This window comes from Pantoea sp. GW821-FHT03E06, from assembly GCF_059420725.1.
Window position 1 is genome coordinate 3,417,958 of record NZ_JBWKUG010000001.1, and the last position, 15,886, is coordinate 3,433,843.

A 15,886-nucleotide genomic window follows, 5' to 3' on the forward strand; every position below is an offset into this window, starting at 1 on the left:
TTGATAAAACTTAATACCTTAACTGAAGGTTAACGTACAACTAACACTTTGAGAAATAGTTTTCAGTAAACACTGCTGGCACCTTTAATCGTTTAAACCAATCAATAACGCAGGTAAATTTCTTTAAATTTCACATAATGATCAGATAATTCCTAGAAAAATTTAAGTTATCGCTCACCTTGACAGGCCAGAAAAATAGTACCTAATTGAATTTTAATAATAAAAATTAAAGCAATATCTATTGATTTTTATTTTTGACTTAAAATGCGTTAAATGACATTCAGAATCCATGATTCCAAAAGATACCAGAAAACAAAGTTACCCAAAGTGACTATTCAACTCTTAATGTTTAAATTTTCATTATACATGAAGCTTGTTTCATAACAGATTACCTGTTCAATGGCTGACAAATCAGCGGCTAATGAAAAGATATTGCTGCAAGGAATGAACAAGACGATTCGCTTTATTAGCAAAAAGAATGAGATAGCGAGAACGCTATTAATGCAGATAAGTGGGCAGGACGTTACAAAGTATTGAAGGGTGATAGCCTTCACAAATTAATAAAAAAGAAGCTGTGAAGTGAGGATATTGCCAGAAAAGAACCGAGCTTCTTACGAAGCTCGGCTGAGTCACGATGACTTACTCGTCTTCAAGATAGGTATAGCCGTACAATCCACTTTCAAATTCGGAAAGGAACTGTGCGCGTAACTCTTCATCAATATCGGTCTGCTGGGTTACCTGATCGCGGAACAGCGTCATCAGATCGTTAGGATTCAGCTGCACATACTCCAGCATATCCGCCACGGTATCGCCCTCATCGGAAAGCTGCACTTCTACGCTGCCATCCGGGAAAGCAAATACGTCAACCGCTTCAGTATCACCGAACAAGTTGTGCATATTACCGAGGATTTCCTGATACGCGCCCACCATAAAGAAGCCAAGCATCGGCGGATTATCGATGTCGTACTCCGGCATCGGCATGGTGGTAGCAATACCATCGCCATCGACGTAGTGATCGATGGTGCCATCGGAGTCACAGGTGATATCCAGTAACACCGCGCGACGCTTAGGCATTTTGTTCAGCCCTTCCAGCGGCAGCACCGGGAACAGCTGATCGATGCCCCATGCATCCGGCATCGACTGGAACAGCGAGAAGTTGACGTAAATCTTATCCGCCATCCGCTCCTGCAGCTCATCGATAATCGGGCGGTGCGCGCGGTTGCTCGGATCCAGATGCTGCTGAATATAGTGGCAGATGCTCAAATAAAGCTGCTCAGCCCAGGCGCGCTGGCCAAGATCGTAGGTACCTGACGAGTAGCCGGTGTGAATATCGAACAGATCCATCTGGCTATCATGCAGCCATTCGCGTAGCGAGCGGCGGACATCAGGTTCGTGCATCTCCTGCCACGTATCCCACAGGCTCTGAATCGGACGCGGAGAATCCACATCCGGCGCCACCGGCGTGCTGAATTCGTTGCGTTCCACACCAATAATGTTGGATACCAGCACCGTATGGTGCGCCGTTACCGCACGGCCAGATTCGGTGATCACCGTTGGATGTTCCAGTCCGTTCTCTTCGCAGGCATCACCAATCGCCCAAATAACGTTGTTGGCGTATTCATTCAGACCGTAGTTAACCGAACAATCGGACTGCGAACGCGTACCTTCATAGTCCACGCCCAAACCGCCGCCCACATCAAAACATTTGATGTTAACGCCCAGCTTCGCCAGCTCAACATAGAAACGCGCCGACTCACGCACGCCCGTGGCGATGTCGCGAATATTCGACATCTGAGAGCCGAGATGGAAGTGCAGCAGCTGCAGGCTGTCGAGACGGCCGGCCTTGCGCATGATGTCCACCAGCTGCAGCACCTGCGATGCCGCCAGACCAAATTTGGATTTCTCGCCGCCGCTCGACTGCCATTTTCCCGAGCCCTGCGAAGCCAAACGCGCACGAATACCGAGACGCGGTATCACGCTCAAGCGCTCGGCTTCTTCCAGCACCAGGCGCACTTCGGTCATCTTCTCGATCACCAGATAGACTTTATGCCCAAGCTTTTCACCAATCAGTGCCAGACGAATGTATTCGCGGTCTTTGTAGCCGTTACAGACGATCACCGAGCGGGTTTTACCCGCATGTGCCAGCACCGCCATCAGTTCGGCTTTCGAACCGGCTTCTAAGCCCAAAGGTTCACCAGAGTTGACCAGCGATTCAATCACGCGCTTATGCTGGTTAACCTTGATGGGGTAAACCAGGAAGTAGTCACCTTTGTAGCCGTAGGATTCACGCGCACGTTTAAAAGCGGCGTTAATCGAACGCAGGCGATGCTGGAGGATCTGCGGAAAGCAGAACAGCGCAGGCAGACGTTGTCCGTCGGCCTCGCGCTCTTTAACCAGTTTCGCCAGGTCAACGCGCACTTCCGGCCGATCCGGATCGGGGCACACGCTGATGTGCCCGAGCTCGTTGACGTCGTAATAGTTATTTCCCCACCAGGCAATGTTGTAGGTACGCAGCATTCTGCTTGCTTCCTGATCGTTCATTGCCACCTCCTGCATGGAGCGGAGTGAACCTTGTTCGCCAGCTGACGAACCCTTGATATTCTTCATGTCGTCAGACATCGCGGACCTCAATTTTCCGTTGAAATATGAATTTGTTACCGAGTTTTGTCATGGTGACGCCGGGTAAAAATTGCCTCATCCTGCTTGCTGCCTCTGTAAGGTTGCAACGTGCAATGCTGACTGTAAGTGTAAAACACCGCGCCGGAGTCGGGGCAAAATAGCCTGAGACGTCCACGGTCAGTAGACAGCGAAATGCAGTAATAGATGCAGAGAAATGTTAACCGGCGCTCGTGTCGGGCTGATTACCGCAACGGGCAAAACATCGACAGGAGAAAAGAACAGATTGGGAATGTGAAAGGAGTGCCTGCGCGCTGAAGCCGCGCTGTGAACCAAAGAGAGTGAAAGAGTGATTCATTGAGTTTAATCACCTCCATCGCCTGCTGACAGCATGCGAAAAACGGCTTGGGTGAAAGTCAGAGTAAACGGCATCTGACGGCGCGACGCACAGCGGCGTCATCCTTTTTGCGCTGCAACAGCAGCGGCGTTTTATACCGCCAGATGCGCGAAAATGCAAAATCTTTGTCAGCTAACTGCGTGGGGTGTCAGGAAATTATTCCACTTGTAATGTTGCGGAAAATGCGGGATCAGAAAAAGCACTGGAAAAGTGCTCACTGAGTAACCTAGAATAGCCGTCCAGATGGTTTTCCATCTAAACTGATTAACATCCAGGCGGTGTGAGCCAATGCTCCCGCTTCCTACTGCTTGCGGCTTTGCCTGAAGGGGCGTCGAGTCGGCCTGGCCCAGCTTGCGCTACGCAGTCGTATTCAAACCATTTGTAAGGTAAAGAACAGAATGGCTAAACACCTTTTTACATCTGAGTCCGTATCAGAAGGACATCCTGATAAAATCGCTGACCAAATTTCCGATGCCGTGCTCGACGCGATCCTGGAACAGGATCCGAAAGCACGCGTGGCCTGCGAAACTTACGTTAAGACCGGTATGGTGCTGGTTGGCGGTGAAATCACCACCAGCGCTTGGGTTGATATCGAAGAGATCACCCGTAATACCGTACGTGAAATCGGTTATGTCCATTCCGATATGGGCTTTGATGCCAACTCTTGCGCGGTACTGAGCGCAATTGGTAAGCAATCTCCAGACATTAACCAGGGCGTTGACCGCACCGATCCGCTGGAGCAAGGCGCGGGCGACCAGGGCCTGATGTTCGGTTACGCCAGCAACGAAACGGATGTGCTGATGCCAGCGCCGGTCACTTATGCGCACCGTTTGGTGCAGCGTCAGGCGGAAGTGCGTAAAAGCGGTTCACTGCCGTGGCTGCGTCCAGATGCGAAAAGCCAGATTACCTTCCAGTACGATGACGGCAAAATTGTTGGTATCGATGCGGTTGTGCTGTCTACTCAGCACGCTGAAGAGGTGACCACCGCCGATCTGCGTGAAGCGGTGATGGAAGAGATCATCAAGCCGGTTCTGCCGACGGAGTGGATCAACGCCAGCACCAAATATCACATCAACCCAACCGGTCGTTTTGTGATCGGTGGCCCAATGGGCGACTGCGGCCTGACCGGGCGTAAAATCATCGTGGATACCTACGGCGGCATGGCACGTCACGGTGGCGGCGCATTCTCAGGTAAAGATCCGTCAAAAGTTGACCGCTCTGCCGCTTATGCAGCGCGCTATGTGGCGAAGAACATCGTCGCGGCTGGCCTGGCTGATCGTTGCGAAATCCAGGTTTCCTATGCCATCGGCGTGGCTGAGCCAACCTCCATCATGGTTGAAACCTTCGGTACCGAAAAAGTGCCAACTGAACAGCTGACTTTACTGGTGCGCGAGTTCTTCGACCTGCGTCCATACGGTCTGATTCAGATGATGGATCTGCTGAAGCCGATCTACAAAGAGACGGCAGCATACGGTCACTTTGGTCGTGAGCACTTCCCATGGGAGCAGACGGATAAAGCTGCGCAGCTGCGTGAAGCGGCGGGTTTGAAGTAAGCTCAGACGTAACCTTTTTTATCGAGCCCGCCATTGGCGGGCTTTTTTATGCCATGAGCGCATGAATGTGTACCAGGTCGCCATGAATGGCGACCCTACATGGATATCGCCGGGTTTTCGTAGGGTGCGCATTCATGCGCACCTGCATTAAAAAGCATACTGTAGGGGCGTCATTTATGACCACCAGCGTGCCTCACGCCCCAGCAAATAACGCTTTGTCGCACATTGTTCCTTTTCAACTAGCGTCTACACTTCTTTCACCCCGCTTACAACTTAGTGTTAACGATTACATTTTGAAATCCTTTAACAATCGGCAATTTAGAGATTTTTCAGCGTAGTTATTGCTGTAAAAATGCGTTATTTTCAGCGTCGTCTGATAGCCGATAATTAGTGCGATGTCAGAAACTTAAAGGGTGCTATACCTTACTGGTTACGTAACTATTTCGGGCGGAAAATGCTGGATTGCAGGGTTCCGGCGTGTGTAACCGATTACACTGGTGTGATCGCTCTCACTTTTTTCCGCTGACAGGTTTCATAACATTGATAACAACAACGATGGATAAACTTTGGAGGCATCATGCCTAATAATAATCACAAGGGCAGAACGTCGAATAAGGTCATGACCTTGTTCGTCTGCTTTTTAGCGGCGCTGGCCGGCTTGCTGTTTGGTCTGGATATCGGCGTTATCGCCGGTGCTCTGCCTTTCATCGCGAAAGACTTTAACGTTACTGCGCACCAGCAAGAGTGGATTGTCAGCTCAATGATGTTTGGTGCTGCAGTGGGTGCGGTTGGTAGCGGCTGGATGTCATCGCGTCTGGGTCGTAAAAAGAGCCTGATGGCGGGTGCCATTCTGTTCGTTATTGGTTCGCTGTGGTCGGCGGGTGCAACCAGCCCAGAAATGCTGATCGCCGCACGTGTGGTGCTCGGTCTGGCGGTGGGTGTCGCGTCTTATACCGCTCCGCTGTATCTCTCTGAGATCGCTCCGGAGAAAATTCGCGGCAGTATGATTTCTCTCTACCAGCTGATGATCACCATCGGTATTCTGGCCGCGTATCTCTCCGATACCGCGTTCAGTGACGCTGGCGCATGGCGCTGGATGCTCGGCATTATCACCATTCCTGCCGTGTTGCTGCTGATTGGCGTGTTCTTCCTGCCGAACAGCCCACGCTGGCTGGCCGCCAAAGGGGATTTCCGCAGTGCGGAACGTGTGTTATCGCGTCTGCGTGATACCAGCGAACAAGCAAAACGCGAACTGGATGAAATCCGTGAAAGCCTGAAGATTAAACAGTCAGGCTGGCAGCTGTTCCAGAGCAACAGCAATTTCCGCCGCGCGGTGTTCCTCGGCGTGCTGTTGCAGGTCATGCAGCAGTTCACCGGTATGAACGTCATCATGTATTACGCGCCGAAAATTTTCGAAATCGCCGGCTTTGCCAACACCACGCAACAAATGTGGGGCACGGTGATTGTCGGTCTGGTGAACGTGCTGGCCACCTTTATCGCGATTGGTCTGGTGGATCGCTGGGGCCGTAAGCCTACGCTGCTGCTCGGCTTCCTGGTCATGGCCGTCGGTATGGGCGTGCTGGGTACCATGCTGCACATTGGCATTTACTCGCCGGAAGCGCAGTACTTCGCTATTGCGATGCTGCTGATGTTCATCGTTGGTTTTGCGATGTCTGCCGGTCCGCTGATTTGGGTACTGTGTTCAGAAATCCAGCCGCTGAAAGGCCGCGATTTTGGTATTACGGTGTCTACCGCGACCAACTGGATTGCTAACATGATTGTCGGTGCCACCTTCCTGACCATGCTGAATACGCTGGGCAATGCACCAACCTTCTGGGTGTACGCCGGTCTGAACGTATTCTTCATTCTGCTGACGCTGACGCTGATTCCAGAGACCAAAAACGTCTCGCTGGAACACATCGAACGCAATCTGATGTCAGGCAAGAAACTGCGCGATATCGGGCAGAAATAATCCCGCTAAGCGAATGCAAGGGCTGCCAACGGGCAGCCCTTTTTTGTTTGGACTGCGCATCGCGCCACATAACCGTGCGGTCGCCATATAAATGGCGCCCCTACGTTTAGGGTGCGGAATTTTCGTAGGGTCGTCGTTTATGACGACCGCTTCACATTTAACCAAACACCAGGTCGCCATTAATGGCGACCCTACAAGTTGATTCAACCGCTGCAACCTTTTATGCTGCCCCACATGAAAACACCGCGCCTTCCCATCGCCATACAACAAGCCGTCATGCGCTCGCTGCGCCATTTTTTACAGCTGGCGAATGAAAAACTTGAGCGTCGCTTTGATGAGCCAAACCTGGTTTATCAGCAGCGCGGCACGGCGGCGGGCACCGCATGGCTGGAAAAGTGGGAAATCCGCATTAATCCTGTACTGCTGCTGGAGAACCAACAGGCGTTTGTTGATGAAGTGGTGCCGCACGAACTGGCGCATCTGCTGGTGTGGAAAACCTTTGGCCGCGTGCCCCCGCACGGCAAAGAGTGGAAATGGATGATGGAGAGCGTGCTCGGTGTCCCGGCACGTCGCACCCACCAGTTTGAAATCGACTCGGTGCGCAGCAATACGTTCCCCTATCGCTGCCGCTGTCAGCAGCACCAGCTGACTGTGCGTCGTCACAACCGCGTGCTGCGCGGCGAAAGCGAATATCGTTGCGTACACTGCAAATCCCTGCTGCAACCCGGTGAGTTTTTAGCAACATAGCTCAGCAACCTAGTCCTGAAATCTCATATCCCGTTCGTCATCATTCTGTTACCCTGCCGCCCTTTTTCAGGACCAGGTTAATTTTGGAATATGTCTCGCAAAACATTGCTGTTTCTTACCCTATTAGTTGCTCCGCTTAGTGCTTATAGCCTCAGTTTCACTAATTATCATCAAAACAACTTTCAGCAGGCCAAAGCCTATGCCGCACAAATCAATGCTGATGCACCCGCGGACTTCTACTGCGGCTGCAAAATCAGCTGGCACGGCAAAAAAGGCGTACCGGATCTGAGCAGTTGCGGCTACAGCGTGCGTAAGAACGCCAATCGCGCCGAGCGCATTGAGTGGGAGCATGTTATGCCGGCGTGGGAATTCGGCCATCAGCGCCAGTGCTGGCAGAACGGCGGACGTAAAAGCTGCAGTAAAGATGCCGATTACCGCCGTATCGAGAGCGATTTGCATAATCTGCAACCGGCGATTGGCGAAGTGAATGGCGATCGCAATAACTTCCAGTACAGCCAGTGGAACGGAGGCGAGCAACAGTATGGCCAGTGCAGCATGAAAGTCGATTTCAAGCAGAAGCTGGCGCAACCGCCAGAGCGGGCACGCGGAGCGATTGCCCGCACTTATTTCTATATGCGCGATCAATATCATTTGCGCCTGTCACGTCAGCAAACCCAGCTTTTCACCGCCTGGGATAAGCAATATCCGGTGACGCAGTGGGAGTGTGAGCGCGATAATCGCATCGCTAAAATACAGGGAAATCATAATTCCTACGTTCAGCAGGCTTGCCAGCGCTGAAAGCGCTACCCTACACTAGCTTTTTTCGATTGCGCCGTGTCCGCTGACACGGCATAACGCTGGCAGGAACCGCATGCGTATACCTCGCATTTATCATCCCGAACCTCTCGAAGTTAACAGCGAAGTCTTCCTTGATGAAGACGCCGCTAACCATGTCGGACGCGTGCTACGCATGACGGCCGGTCAGCAGATCGAACTGTTTGATGGCAGTAATCTGACTTTTCACGCTGAAATCACCCAGGCTGATAAAAAGCGTGTAAAAGTAAGGGTCCTTGCCAGTCAGGCGGATGACCGCGAATCCCCGCTGCATCTGCACCTCGGCCAGGTGATGTCGCGCGGTGAAAAAATGGAATTCACCATCCAGAAATCGATCGAACTTGGCGTGAATGTGATTACGCCGTTGTTTTCTGAACGCTGCGGCGTAAAGCTGGATGCCGAGCGACTGGCAAAAAAGATTCAGCAATGGCAGAAAATTGCGATTGCCGCCTGTGAACAGTGCGGCCGCAATCGCGTGCCAGAAATTCGCGAACCGATGACGCTGCTTGCCTGGTGTGCGGAAGCCGATGAAGGCTTGAAGTTGAATTTGCATCCGCGCGCGAACCACAGCATTAATACGCTGCCGCAGCCGGTTGAGCGCCTTCGTCTGCTGATTGGCCCGGAAGGCGGCTTATCTGCCGATGAAATTGCCATGACGGCGCAGCAGGGTTTCACCGATATTTTGCTCGGACCACGCGTGTTACGTACCGAAACCACCGCGCTCACCGCCATCACGGCACTTCAGGTGAGGTTTGGCGACCTCGGTTAAGCGATACTTTTGGTTGAATACCCCTTTGAGGAGAGAATAATGATCAAGCTTGGCATCGTTATGGACCCTATTTCGTCCATCAACATTAAAAAAGACACCAGCTTCGCCATGTTGCTGGAAGCACAGCGCCGTGGTTACGAAATTCATTACATGGAGATGAGCGATCTCTCCCTGCGCGGTGGTGTGACTTACGCGCGCACCCGTTTGCTCAGCGTTGAGCAGAACTACGAGAGTTGGTACACCTTTGGTAACGAGCAGCTTATTCCGCTGGCCGATCTCAACGTCGTGCTGATGCGTAAAGATCCGCCGTTTGACACCGAATTTATCTACGCAACCTACCTGCTGGAACGCGCGGAAGAGCAAGGCACGCTGATCGTCAACAAACCGCAAAGCCTGCGCGACTGCAACGAAAAGCTGTATACCGCCTGGTTCGCCGACCTGACGCCAGATACCTTAGTGACGCGCAACAAAGAGCAGCTGCGCGCCTTCTGGCAGGAGCACGGTGATGTGATCCTGAAACCACTGGACGGCATGGGCGGCGCGTCCATCTTCCGCGTGAAGCAGGATGACCCGAACTTTGGCGTGATCACCGAAACCCTGACCAATCACGGCCAGAACTTCTGCATGGCGCAGAACTATCTGCCGGCGATTAAAGAGGGTGACAAACGCGTGCTGGTCGTGGATGGCGAACCGGTGCCTTACTGCCTGGCGCGTATTCCACAAGGTGGCGAAACACGCGGTAATCTGGCCGCCGGTGGACGAGGTGAAGCGCGTCCGCTCAGCGATAGCGATTGGGAAATCGCGCGTCGCGTCGGTCCAACGCTCAAAGCCAAGGGGCTGATTTTTGTCGGCCTGGATATCATCGGTGATAAACTGACTGAAGTTAACGTAACCAGCCCAACCTGCGTACGTGAAATCGAGGCCGCGTTCCCGATATCAATCACTGGCATGCTGATGGATGCCATTGAGAAACGCCTGGGCTGATGCCGTCGGAGTGCAAGCTCCGTGAACACCCAAAACCGGCGCTGTCGCGGCTGCGTCGGTTATTTTTGGTATACGAGTGATAATGAATTTACAGCATCATTTTTTAATTGCGATGCCGTCGCTGCAGGACCCGCTATTCAAACGCTCCGTGGTGTATATCTGCGAGCACAATGAAGATGGCGCCATGGGTTTGATCGTAAACAAACCAATGGAAAACCTGACGGTCGAAGGCATTCTTAAAAAGCTTAAAATTAGCGCATCCGAACGTGACCCTGCCATCAAACTGGATAAGCCGGTCTTTGCCGGTGGTCCGCTGGCGGAGGATCGTGGTTTTATCCTGCACTCCGCGCAGCGCATCTACTCCTCAAGCATTCGTATTTCCGATACCACCGTCATTACCACCTCGCGTGATGTGCTGGAAGCGATCGGGACCACTTCGCAGCCAGATAACGTACTGGTCGCGCTGGGATATTGTGCCTGGGAGAAAGGTCAGCTTGAAGATGAGCTACTGGAGAACGCCTGGCTCACCTCACCGGCTAACACCAACATTCTGTTCCAGACGCCCATTGCGGAGCGCTGGCGCGAAGCCGCGCGCGGTTTAGGCGTGGATATACACAATATCGCCACCGATGCAGGGCACGCCTGATGGCCAGTGAAACCTTACTGGGCTTCGATTTCGGCACCAAAAGTATCGGCGTTGCCATTGGTCAGCAGCTTACGGGCACTGCGCGGGCGCTGACGGCCCTGAAAGCGCAAGACGGCACGCCAGACTGGAACCTGATCGAAAAGCTGCTGAAAGAGTGGCAACCCAATTATGTAGTGGTTGGATTGCCGCTGAATATGGATGGCACCGAACAAGAACTCACCGCGCGCGCGCGTAAGTTTGCCAATCGCCTGCACGGTCGCTTTGGCGTACGCGTCGAGCTGCAGGACGAACGCCTGAGCACCGTTGAGGCGCGTGCCGACCTGTTTGAACGCGGTGGTTTTCGTGCGCTGCAAAAAGGCCAGGTCGATTCCCAATCGGCGGTGATTATTCTCGAAGATTGGTTCGATACGCATTAAAACGCATTCAAAAACCAGGTGCGCATAAATGCGCCCCCTACGGCTGACTTTCGTAGGGTCGCCATTCATGGCGACCGCTACAACCCCTGTTCAAATCATCCCCGCCTGCTGACGCGCCTGCTCGCTTTGGGCAAAGGTTTGCATCCCGGCCTGCGCACCGGTTTGCAATACGCCAGGCAGCTGGTGCATTTTCCCCTCGCGGATCAGGTTCGCCACCGCCGGCGTCGCCACCAGCACTTCAAATAAACCAATGCGTCCGCCCGCCTTTGCTGGCACTAAACGTTGCGCCAGCACCGCTTTAAGGCTGCCCGCTAATTGGGTACGCACCAGGTTTTTCTCCTCGGCGGGAAATACGTCTACTAGCCGATCCACCGCCTGGGTTGCACCGCGCGTATGCAGCGTCGCCAGCACCAAATGGCCGGTTTCTGCCGCGGTAAGCGCCAGGCGGATGGTTTCGCTATCACGCAGTTCACCAAGCAGAATCACATCGGGATCTTCGCGCAGCGCGGCTTTTAGCCCATGTTGAAACGAGGCGCAGTGCGCGCCTACTTCGCGCTGCTGAATTAACGATCGCTGACTGTGATGAACAAACTCGACGGGGTCTTCCAACGTCAGGATGTGCCGCGCCTGTTGGCGATTAAGGCTATCCACCATCGCTGCCAGCGTGGTGGATTTGCCGCTGCCGGTGGCGCCGGTAATCAAAATCAGCCCCTCCTCCAGCTGTAATAGCTGGCTCACCACTTCGGGCAAATGCAGGCTGTTGAGATCCGGCGCACTGCTGGCAATTAGCCGCAGCGCCAGCGATAAACCGTGACGCTGCATAAACAGGTTGGCGCGCAGTCGCACGCCGCTGGTCAGCGTCATGGCAAAGTCTACGTGGCCGTTTTCCTCCAGCTCGGCCTGCTGCGGTGCCGTGAGCCATTGCTGCATAACGCTTTCCAGCCAGCCGCCTGCCAGCTCGCTTTGCTGCGGGATCGGCTCCAGCACGCCTTGTCGGCGCCAGTGCGGCAAATGTCCGCTGCAAAGGTGCAGATCGGCGGCGTTATGCTTTACACTAAGCGCCACCATTTCATCCAACTCCATTTAACTTCTCCTGACTATGACTTCCATTGAGCACAACTTACAGCAAGTGCGTGAGCGTATCGCCGCTGCCGCCGCACGTTGCGGGCGCGCGCCAGAAGAAATTACGCTGCTTGCAGTGAGCAAAACCAAGCCTGCGAGCGCGGTCGCAGAAGCCATCAATGCGGGGCAACGCGCGTTTGGTGAAAATTACGTGCAGGAAGGGGTTGAAAAAGTGGCCGAACTGGCCGCACATCCTGATTTGCAATGGCACTTTATCGGTCCGTTACAATCCAATAAAAGCCGTCTGGTGGCGGAAAACTTTGCCTGGTGCCATACCGTTGATCGACAGCGTATCGCGCAGCGCCTGAACGATCAGCGCCCGGCGTCGTTGCCGCCGCTCAACGTGTTAATTCAGGTAAATATCAGTGACGAAAACAGCAAATCTGGCATCATGCTGGAGGCGCTGCCGGAGCTGGCACAGCACATCGCCGCATTGCCGCATCTGCGCCTGCGAGGACTGATGGCCATACCAGCGCCAGAAACAGAATACGCACGTCAGCTGGCGGTTTGCGAAAAGATGGCCGCCGCGTTTCATGCCTTACAACAGGATTATCCTGACGTCGATACGCTTTCTCTGGGAATGAGCGACGATATGGACGCGGCAATCGCCGCGGGCAGCACCATGGTGCGGATTGGCACCGCCATTTTTGGCGCGCGGGATTATGCGCGACCTTCACAACAATAATTGAGGAACCTCATGTTAACACTGACGTTTTTAGTCAAAACGCTGATCGATTTGTACGTGATGGTGCTGCTACTGCGCATCTGGATGCAGTGGTCGCGCTGTGACTTCTACAACCCGCTGGCGCAGTTTGTCGTGAAGATCACCCAACCGATTATCAAGCCACTGCGCCGTATCATTCCGGCGATTGGCCCGATTGATACTGCATCGCTGCTGCTGGCGTTTGTGCTGACTACGCTAAAATATCCGCTGCTGCTGCTGATTCAGGTCGGCGTGTTCTCAGTGGACCCCACCAATTTATTGGTTGGCCTGCTGTCGCTAATAAAGTCCGCCGGTTATCTGGTGTTCTGGGTGATCATCATTCGTTCGCTGATGAGCTGGATCAGCCAGGGGCGCGGCCCGATGGATCAGGTGTTGCTGCAGCTGACTGAACCGCTGATGTCACCAATTCGCCGTATTCTGCCCGCGATGGGCGGCATCGATTTCTCTGCCATGATTGTGATTCTGGTGCTGTACGCGCTGAATTTCCTCGGCATGGACCTGTTCCCAGGTCTCTGGTATTTGCTGTAATTCGTTAATCTGGAACTGTTATGCAAAAAGTTGTTCTCGCGACCGGTAATCCGGGCAAAGTTCGTGAGCTGGCCGATCTGTTAGCGGCCTTCGGACTCGATATTGTGGCGCAAACTGAACTCGGCGTGGAGTCAGCGGAAGAAACCGGCCTGACTTTCATCGAAAATGCCATTCTCAAAGCGCGTCATGCGGCTGCTATCACTGGATTGCCAGCCATTGCCGACGATTCCGGATTGGCGGTCGATGCGCTGGGCGGCGCGCCGGGTATCTACTCCGCGCGCTATGCGGGCGTTGACGCCAGCGACCAGCAAAATCTGGATAAGCTGCTGGTGGCGCTGGAAAAGGTGCCGGACGCTGAACGTCAGGCGCAGTTCCACTGCGTGCTGGTATATGTGCGTCATGCGGCCGATCCCACGCCGCTGGTGTTTCACGGCAGCTGGGCCGGTGAAATCACCCGCTCAGCCGCTGGCGAAGGCGGTTTTGGTTACGATCCCATCTTCTATGTCCCTGAATTAGGTAAAACGGCGGCTGAGCTGAGTAAAGACGAAAAGCGCGCCGTCTCTCACCGTGGTAAAGCATTGACGCTGCTGCTGGAAGCGATGCGCAATGCCTGAATTACCTCCGTTAAGCCTGTACATCCACATTCCGTGGTGTGTGCAGAAGTGCCCGTACTGTGATTTCAACTCTCACGCGTTAAAAGGCGAGGTGCCGCACATAGAGTATGTGCAGCACCTGCTGAACGATCTCGAACAGGATTTGCCGCTCACCGCGGGGCGCGAGGTGCGCACTATCTTCATTGGTGGCGGTACGCCAAGCCTGCTGAGCAGCAATGCGATGCAGATGCTAATGGACGGCGTACGCGCGCGTTTGCCGTTGGCTGCCGACGCAGAAATCACCATGGAAGCCAATCCCGGAACCGTGGAAGCCGATCGCTTCAGCGGTTATCAGCGCGCGGGGATTAACCGTATTTCGATTGGCGTGCAAAGCTTTAGCCCGCAAAAGCTGGAGCGTCTGGGCCGCATTCACGGACCGGAAGAAGCCGTCCGCGCGGCACAGCTGGCGGAAGGCTTAGGTCTGCGTAGCTTTAACCTCGATCTAATGCACGGCTTGCCGGATCAGTCGCTGGAAGAGGCGCTGGACGATCTGCGCCAGGCGATTGCCCTCAATCCACCGCATCTATCGTGGTATCAGCTGACGATCGAACCGAATACCTTATTTGGCTCGCGTCCACCGCAACTGCCGGATGACGACGCGCTGTGGGATATTTTTGAGCAAGGCCATCAGCTGCTGAGCGCCGCTGGTTATCAGCAATATGAAACCTCGGCCTACGCTAAACCCGGCTATCGCTGCGAGCACAACCTAAACTACTGGCGCTTTGGTGATTATCTGGGCATTGGCTGCGGCGCACACGGCAAGCTGACGCAGCCAGATGGCCGCATCGTGCGCACCGTAAAAACGCGCCATCCACGCGGCTTTATGAAAGGCAATTATCTCGATAAGCAGCACGAGGTGGCGGAAAACGACAAACCGTTCGAATTCTTTATGAACCGTTTCCGTCTGCTGGAAGCCGCTCCGCGCGCGGATTTCCGTCGCTATACCGGTATGGATGAGCAGGTGATTCGCCCGCAAATTGATGCCGCGATAGCAGCGGGATACGTGGTGGAAAGCGCTGAATACTGGCAGATTACTGAGAAAGGGAAGCTGTTCCTGAACTCGCTGCTGGAGCTGTTTTTAAGCGAAGATGAATAAGCAGAAGGCCGGGAAACCGGCCTTCTGCTTTGTTAACCTTTAACGCCCTGCATCAACCCTTTGCGTTGATCTTCCAGCACGGTGACGCGATTACACACTTCGTGGCCGAAATTCTGGAAATCCTGTTCCTGCTTGTTCCATTCCGCCTGCACCGATTGCTGTAAGCCGCCAAGGTTGCCCATGATGGCCTGCAGCGGATTGCTGCCGTTCGCCGCCTGGCTGCTGCCCATCTCGTTGAGGCTATCCTGCATGATGCCGCCCAATGTGCTCTGCACCAGCTTCTCGCCTTCTGCACGCACCTGATCGATGGCCTGATGATGGAAGGTTAATCCATCCGGGCGATGCTCAATAATACGGTTCATTTGCTGCTTGAGCTGGCCATCCAGTTTGGTGAGACGATTGCGTACGTTGCTGTTAGCGCCAAGCTTCTCAACAATCACTTTGTCCAGCGCCACGCGGCTACGTTCCAGACGCGAGGTCGCGCCGCTGTCGATCCACGGCAAATCGCGACGCAGCGCGGTTTGATAATCAATGGCTTTCTGGCGCGTTGCGTTGTCAACGCTGACCTTCTGCCCATTAAACTGCACATCGCCCTGCGGCGTGATTTCAAGGTTGCCGTTGCTGCCCACCACCTGCACGCTCTGTGGTTTAACAATCACATCATCCTGTGGCTTAACGCTACATTCATACGCAGCCTGAGCCTGAGTTGCCGCCAGCAGCAGCGCGGCGATAAGTGCCTTACGAACCATGAAATCTCCTGAACAATAAAAAGGTCGCCAAAAATGGCGACCCTACGACGGATTTCGTAAGGTGGCCATTGATGGCCACC

15 protein-coding genes are annotated in these 15,886 nt (G+C 53.8%); 12 read left to right on the forward strand and 3 right to left on the reverse strand.

Translation table 11 applies throughout. From position 1 onward, the window contains the following. Positions 1 to 639 precede the first annotated feature (639 nt). A complete protein-coding gene (gene speA, locus AC07WB_RS15820; RefSeq protein WP_097096105.1) occupies positions 640 to 2,619 on the reverse strand; it encodes a biosynthetic arginine decarboxylase in 1,980 nt (659 codons plus the stop codon). Between the two features lie 792 nt (positions 2,620 to 3,411). On the opposite strand from speA, the gene metK reads away from it, so the two are divergent. From metK to ruvX, 8 genes are all read left to right on the forward strand, one after another. Next, positions 3,412 to 4,566 (forward strand): methionine adenosyltransferase, encoded by a 1,155-nt coding sequence (metK, locus tag AC07WB_RS15825; protein ID WP_097096104.1) that lies wholly within the window; start codon positions 3,412 to 3,414, stop codon positions 4,564 to 4,566. A gap of 577 nt (positions 4,567 to 5,143) precedes the next feature. Then, positions 5,144 to 6,538: a sugar porter family MFS transporter gene (locus AC07WB_RS15830; RefSeq protein WP_494940819.1), complete on the forward strand. Its 1,395-nt coding sequence runs from the start codon at positions 5,144 to 5,146 to the stop codon at positions 6,536 to 6,538. 234 nt (positions 6,539 to 6,772) lie between these two features. After that, entirely contained in the window at positions 6,773 to 7,285 is a 513-nt protein-coding gene (locus AC07WB_RS15835; RefSeq protein ID WP_141400239.1) for a SprT family zinc-dependent metalloprotease, read from the forward strand. 90 nt (positions 7,286 to 7,375) lie between these two features. Next, positions 7,376 to 8,083, forward strand: coding sequence for a deoxyribonuclease I (endA, locus tag AC07WB_RS15840; RefSeq protein ID WP_345828365.1), 708 nt, complete (start codon positions 7,376 to 7,378; stop codon positions 8,081 to 8,083). 73 nt (positions 8,084 to 8,156) lie between these two features. Further along, positions 8,157 to 8,888 (forward strand): 16S rRNA (uracil(1498)-N(3))-methyltransferase, encoded by a 732-nt coding sequence (gene rsmE / locus AC07WB_RS15845; RefSeq protein ID WP_345828364.1) that lies wholly within the window; start codon positions 8,157 to 8,159, stop codon positions 8,886 to 8,888. 39 nt (positions 8,889 to 8,927) lie between these two features. Then, positions 8,928 to 9,872, forward strand: coding sequence for a glutathione synthase (gene gshB, locus AC07WB_RS15850; protein ID WP_097096100.1), 945 nt, complete (start codon positions 8,928 to 8,930; stop codon positions 9,870 to 9,872). Positions 9,873 to 9,954: 82 nt separating this feature from the next. Beyond that, positions 9,955 to 10,518, forward strand: coding sequence for a YqgE/AlgH family protein (locus tag AC07WB_RS15855; RefSeq protein WP_097096099.1), 564 nt, complete (start codon positions 9,955 to 9,957; stop codon positions 10,516 to 10,518). Further along, positions 10,518 to 10,934 (forward strand): Holliday junction resolvase RuvX, encoded by a 417-nt coding sequence (ruvX, locus tag AC07WB_RS15860; RefSeq protein WP_097096098.1) that lies wholly within the window; start codon positions 10,518 to 10,520, stop codon positions 10,932 to 10,934. The genes AC07WB_RS15855 and ruvX overlap by 1 nt, the downstream gene beginning before the upstream one ends. A 90-nt stretch (positions 10,935 to 11,024) precedes the next feature. On the opposite strand, the gene AC07WB_RS15865 is transcribed toward ruvX, so the two are convergent. After that, positions 11,025 to 12,017 (reverse strand): type IV pilus twitching motility protein PilT, encoded by a 993-nt coding sequence (locus AC07WB_RS15865; protein ID WP_097096097.1) that lies wholly within the window; start codon positions 12,015 to 12,017, stop codon positions 11,025 to 11,027. Positions 12,018 to 12,033: 16 nt separating this feature from the next. Between AC07WB_RS15865 and AC07WB_RS15870 the strand changes: the two genes are divergently transcribed. From AC07WB_RS15870 to hemW, 4 genes are read left to right on the forward strand one after another with little or no spacing between them, the layout of a single operon-like run. Next, on the forward strand, positions 12,034 to 12,741 hold the full coding sequence (locus AC07WB_RS15870) for a YggS family pyridoxal phosphate-dependent enzyme (RefSeq protein WP_345828363.1): 708 nt from the start codon (positions 12,034 to 12,036) through the stop codon (positions 12,739 to 12,741). Between the two features lie 12 nt (positions 12,742 to 12,753). After that, a complete protein-coding gene (locus AC07WB_RS15875; RefSeq protein WP_097096095.1) occupies positions 12,754 to 13,308 on the forward strand; it encodes a YggT family protein in 555 nt (184 codons plus the stop codon). A gap of 20 nt (positions 13,309 to 13,328) precedes the next feature. Beyond that, complete coding sequence (locus AC07WB_RS15880) at positions 13,329 to 13,922, forward strand: XTP/dITP diphosphatase (RefSeq protein WP_097096094.1); 594 nt, start codon at positions 13,329 to 13,331, stop codon at positions 13,920 to 13,922. After that, positions 13,915 to 15,057, forward strand: a complete 1,143-nt coding sequence (gene hemW / locus AC07WB_RS15885) for a radical SAM family heme chaperone HemW (RefSeq protein ID WP_345828361.1) — start codon at positions 13,915 to 13,917, stop codon at positions 15,055 to 15,057. The genes AC07WB_RS15880 and hemW overlap by 8 nt, the downstream gene beginning before the upstream one ends. Positions 15,058 to 15,089: 32 nt before the next feature. Here the strand turns inward: hemW and AC07WB_RS15890 are convergent, their stop codons facing one another. Beyond that, on the reverse strand, positions 15,090 to 15,806 hold the full coding sequence (locus AC07WB_RS15890; protein ID WP_097096092.1) for a YggN family protein: 717 nt from the start codon (positions 15,804 to 15,806) through the stop codon (positions 15,090 to 15,092). Between the last annotated feature and the right edge of the window lie 80 nt (positions 15,807 to 15,886).

Excerpts from the sequence above, each read along its gene's own strand:
- speA (WP_097096105.1), bottom strand. The coding sequence starts at position 2,619 with ATGTCTGACGACATGAAGAATATCAAGGGTTCGTCAGCTGGCGAACAA.
- metK (WP_097096104.1), top strand. The coding sequence starts at position 3,412 with ATGGCTAAACACCTTTTTACATCTGAGTCCGTATCAGAAGGACATCCT.
- AC07WB_RS15830 (WP_494940819.1), top strand. The coding sequence starts at position 5,144 with ATGCCTAATAATAATCACAAGGGCAGAACGTCGAATAAGGTCATGACC.
- AC07WB_RS15835 (WP_141400239.1), top strand. The coding sequence starts at position 6,773 with ATGAAAACACCGCGCCTTCCCATCGCCATACAACAAGCCGTCATGCGC.
- endA (WP_345828365.1), top strand. The coding sequence starts at position 7,376 with ATGTCTCGCAAAACATTGCTGTTTCTTACCCTATTAGTTGCTCCGCTT.
- rsmE (WP_345828364.1), top strand. The coding sequence starts at position 8,157 with ATGCGTATACCTCGCATTTATCATCCCGAACCTCTCGAAGTTAACAGC.
- gshB (WP_097096100.1), top strand. The coding sequence starts at position 8,928 with ATGATCAAGCTTGGCATCGTTATGGACCCTATTTCGTCCATCAACATT.
- AC07WB_RS15855 (WP_097096099.1), top strand. The coding sequence starts at position 9,955 with ATGAATTTACAGCATCATTTTTTAATTGCGATGCCGTCGCTGCAGGAC.
- ruvX (WP_097096098.1), top strand. The coding sequence starts at position 10,518 with ATGGCCAGTGAAACCTTACTGGGCTTCGATTTCGGCACCAAAAGTATC.
- AC07WB_RS15865 (WP_097096097.1), bottom strand. The coding sequence starts at position 12,017 with ATGGAGTTGGATGAAATGGTGGCGCTTAGTGTAAAGCATAACGCCGCC.
- AC07WB_RS15870 (WP_345828363.1), top strand. The coding sequence starts at position 12,034 with ATGACTTCCATTGAGCACAACTTACAGCAAGTGCGTGAGCGTATCGCC.
- AC07WB_RS15875 (WP_097096095.1), top strand. The coding sequence starts at position 12,754 with ATGTTAACACTGACGTTTTTAGTCAAAACGCTGATCGATTTGTACGTG.
- AC07WB_RS15880 (WP_097096094.1), top strand. The coding sequence starts at position 13,329 with ATGCAAAAAGTTGTTCTCGCGACCGGTAATCCGGGCAAAGTTCGTGAG.
- hemW (WP_345828361.1), top strand. The coding sequence starts at position 13,915 with ATGCCTGAATTACCTCCGTTAAGCCTGTACATCCACATTCCGTGGTGT.
- AC07WB_RS15890 (WP_097096092.1), bottom strand. The coding sequence starts at position 15,806 with ATGGTTCGTAAGGCACTTATCGCCGCGCTGCTGCTGGCGGCAACTCAG.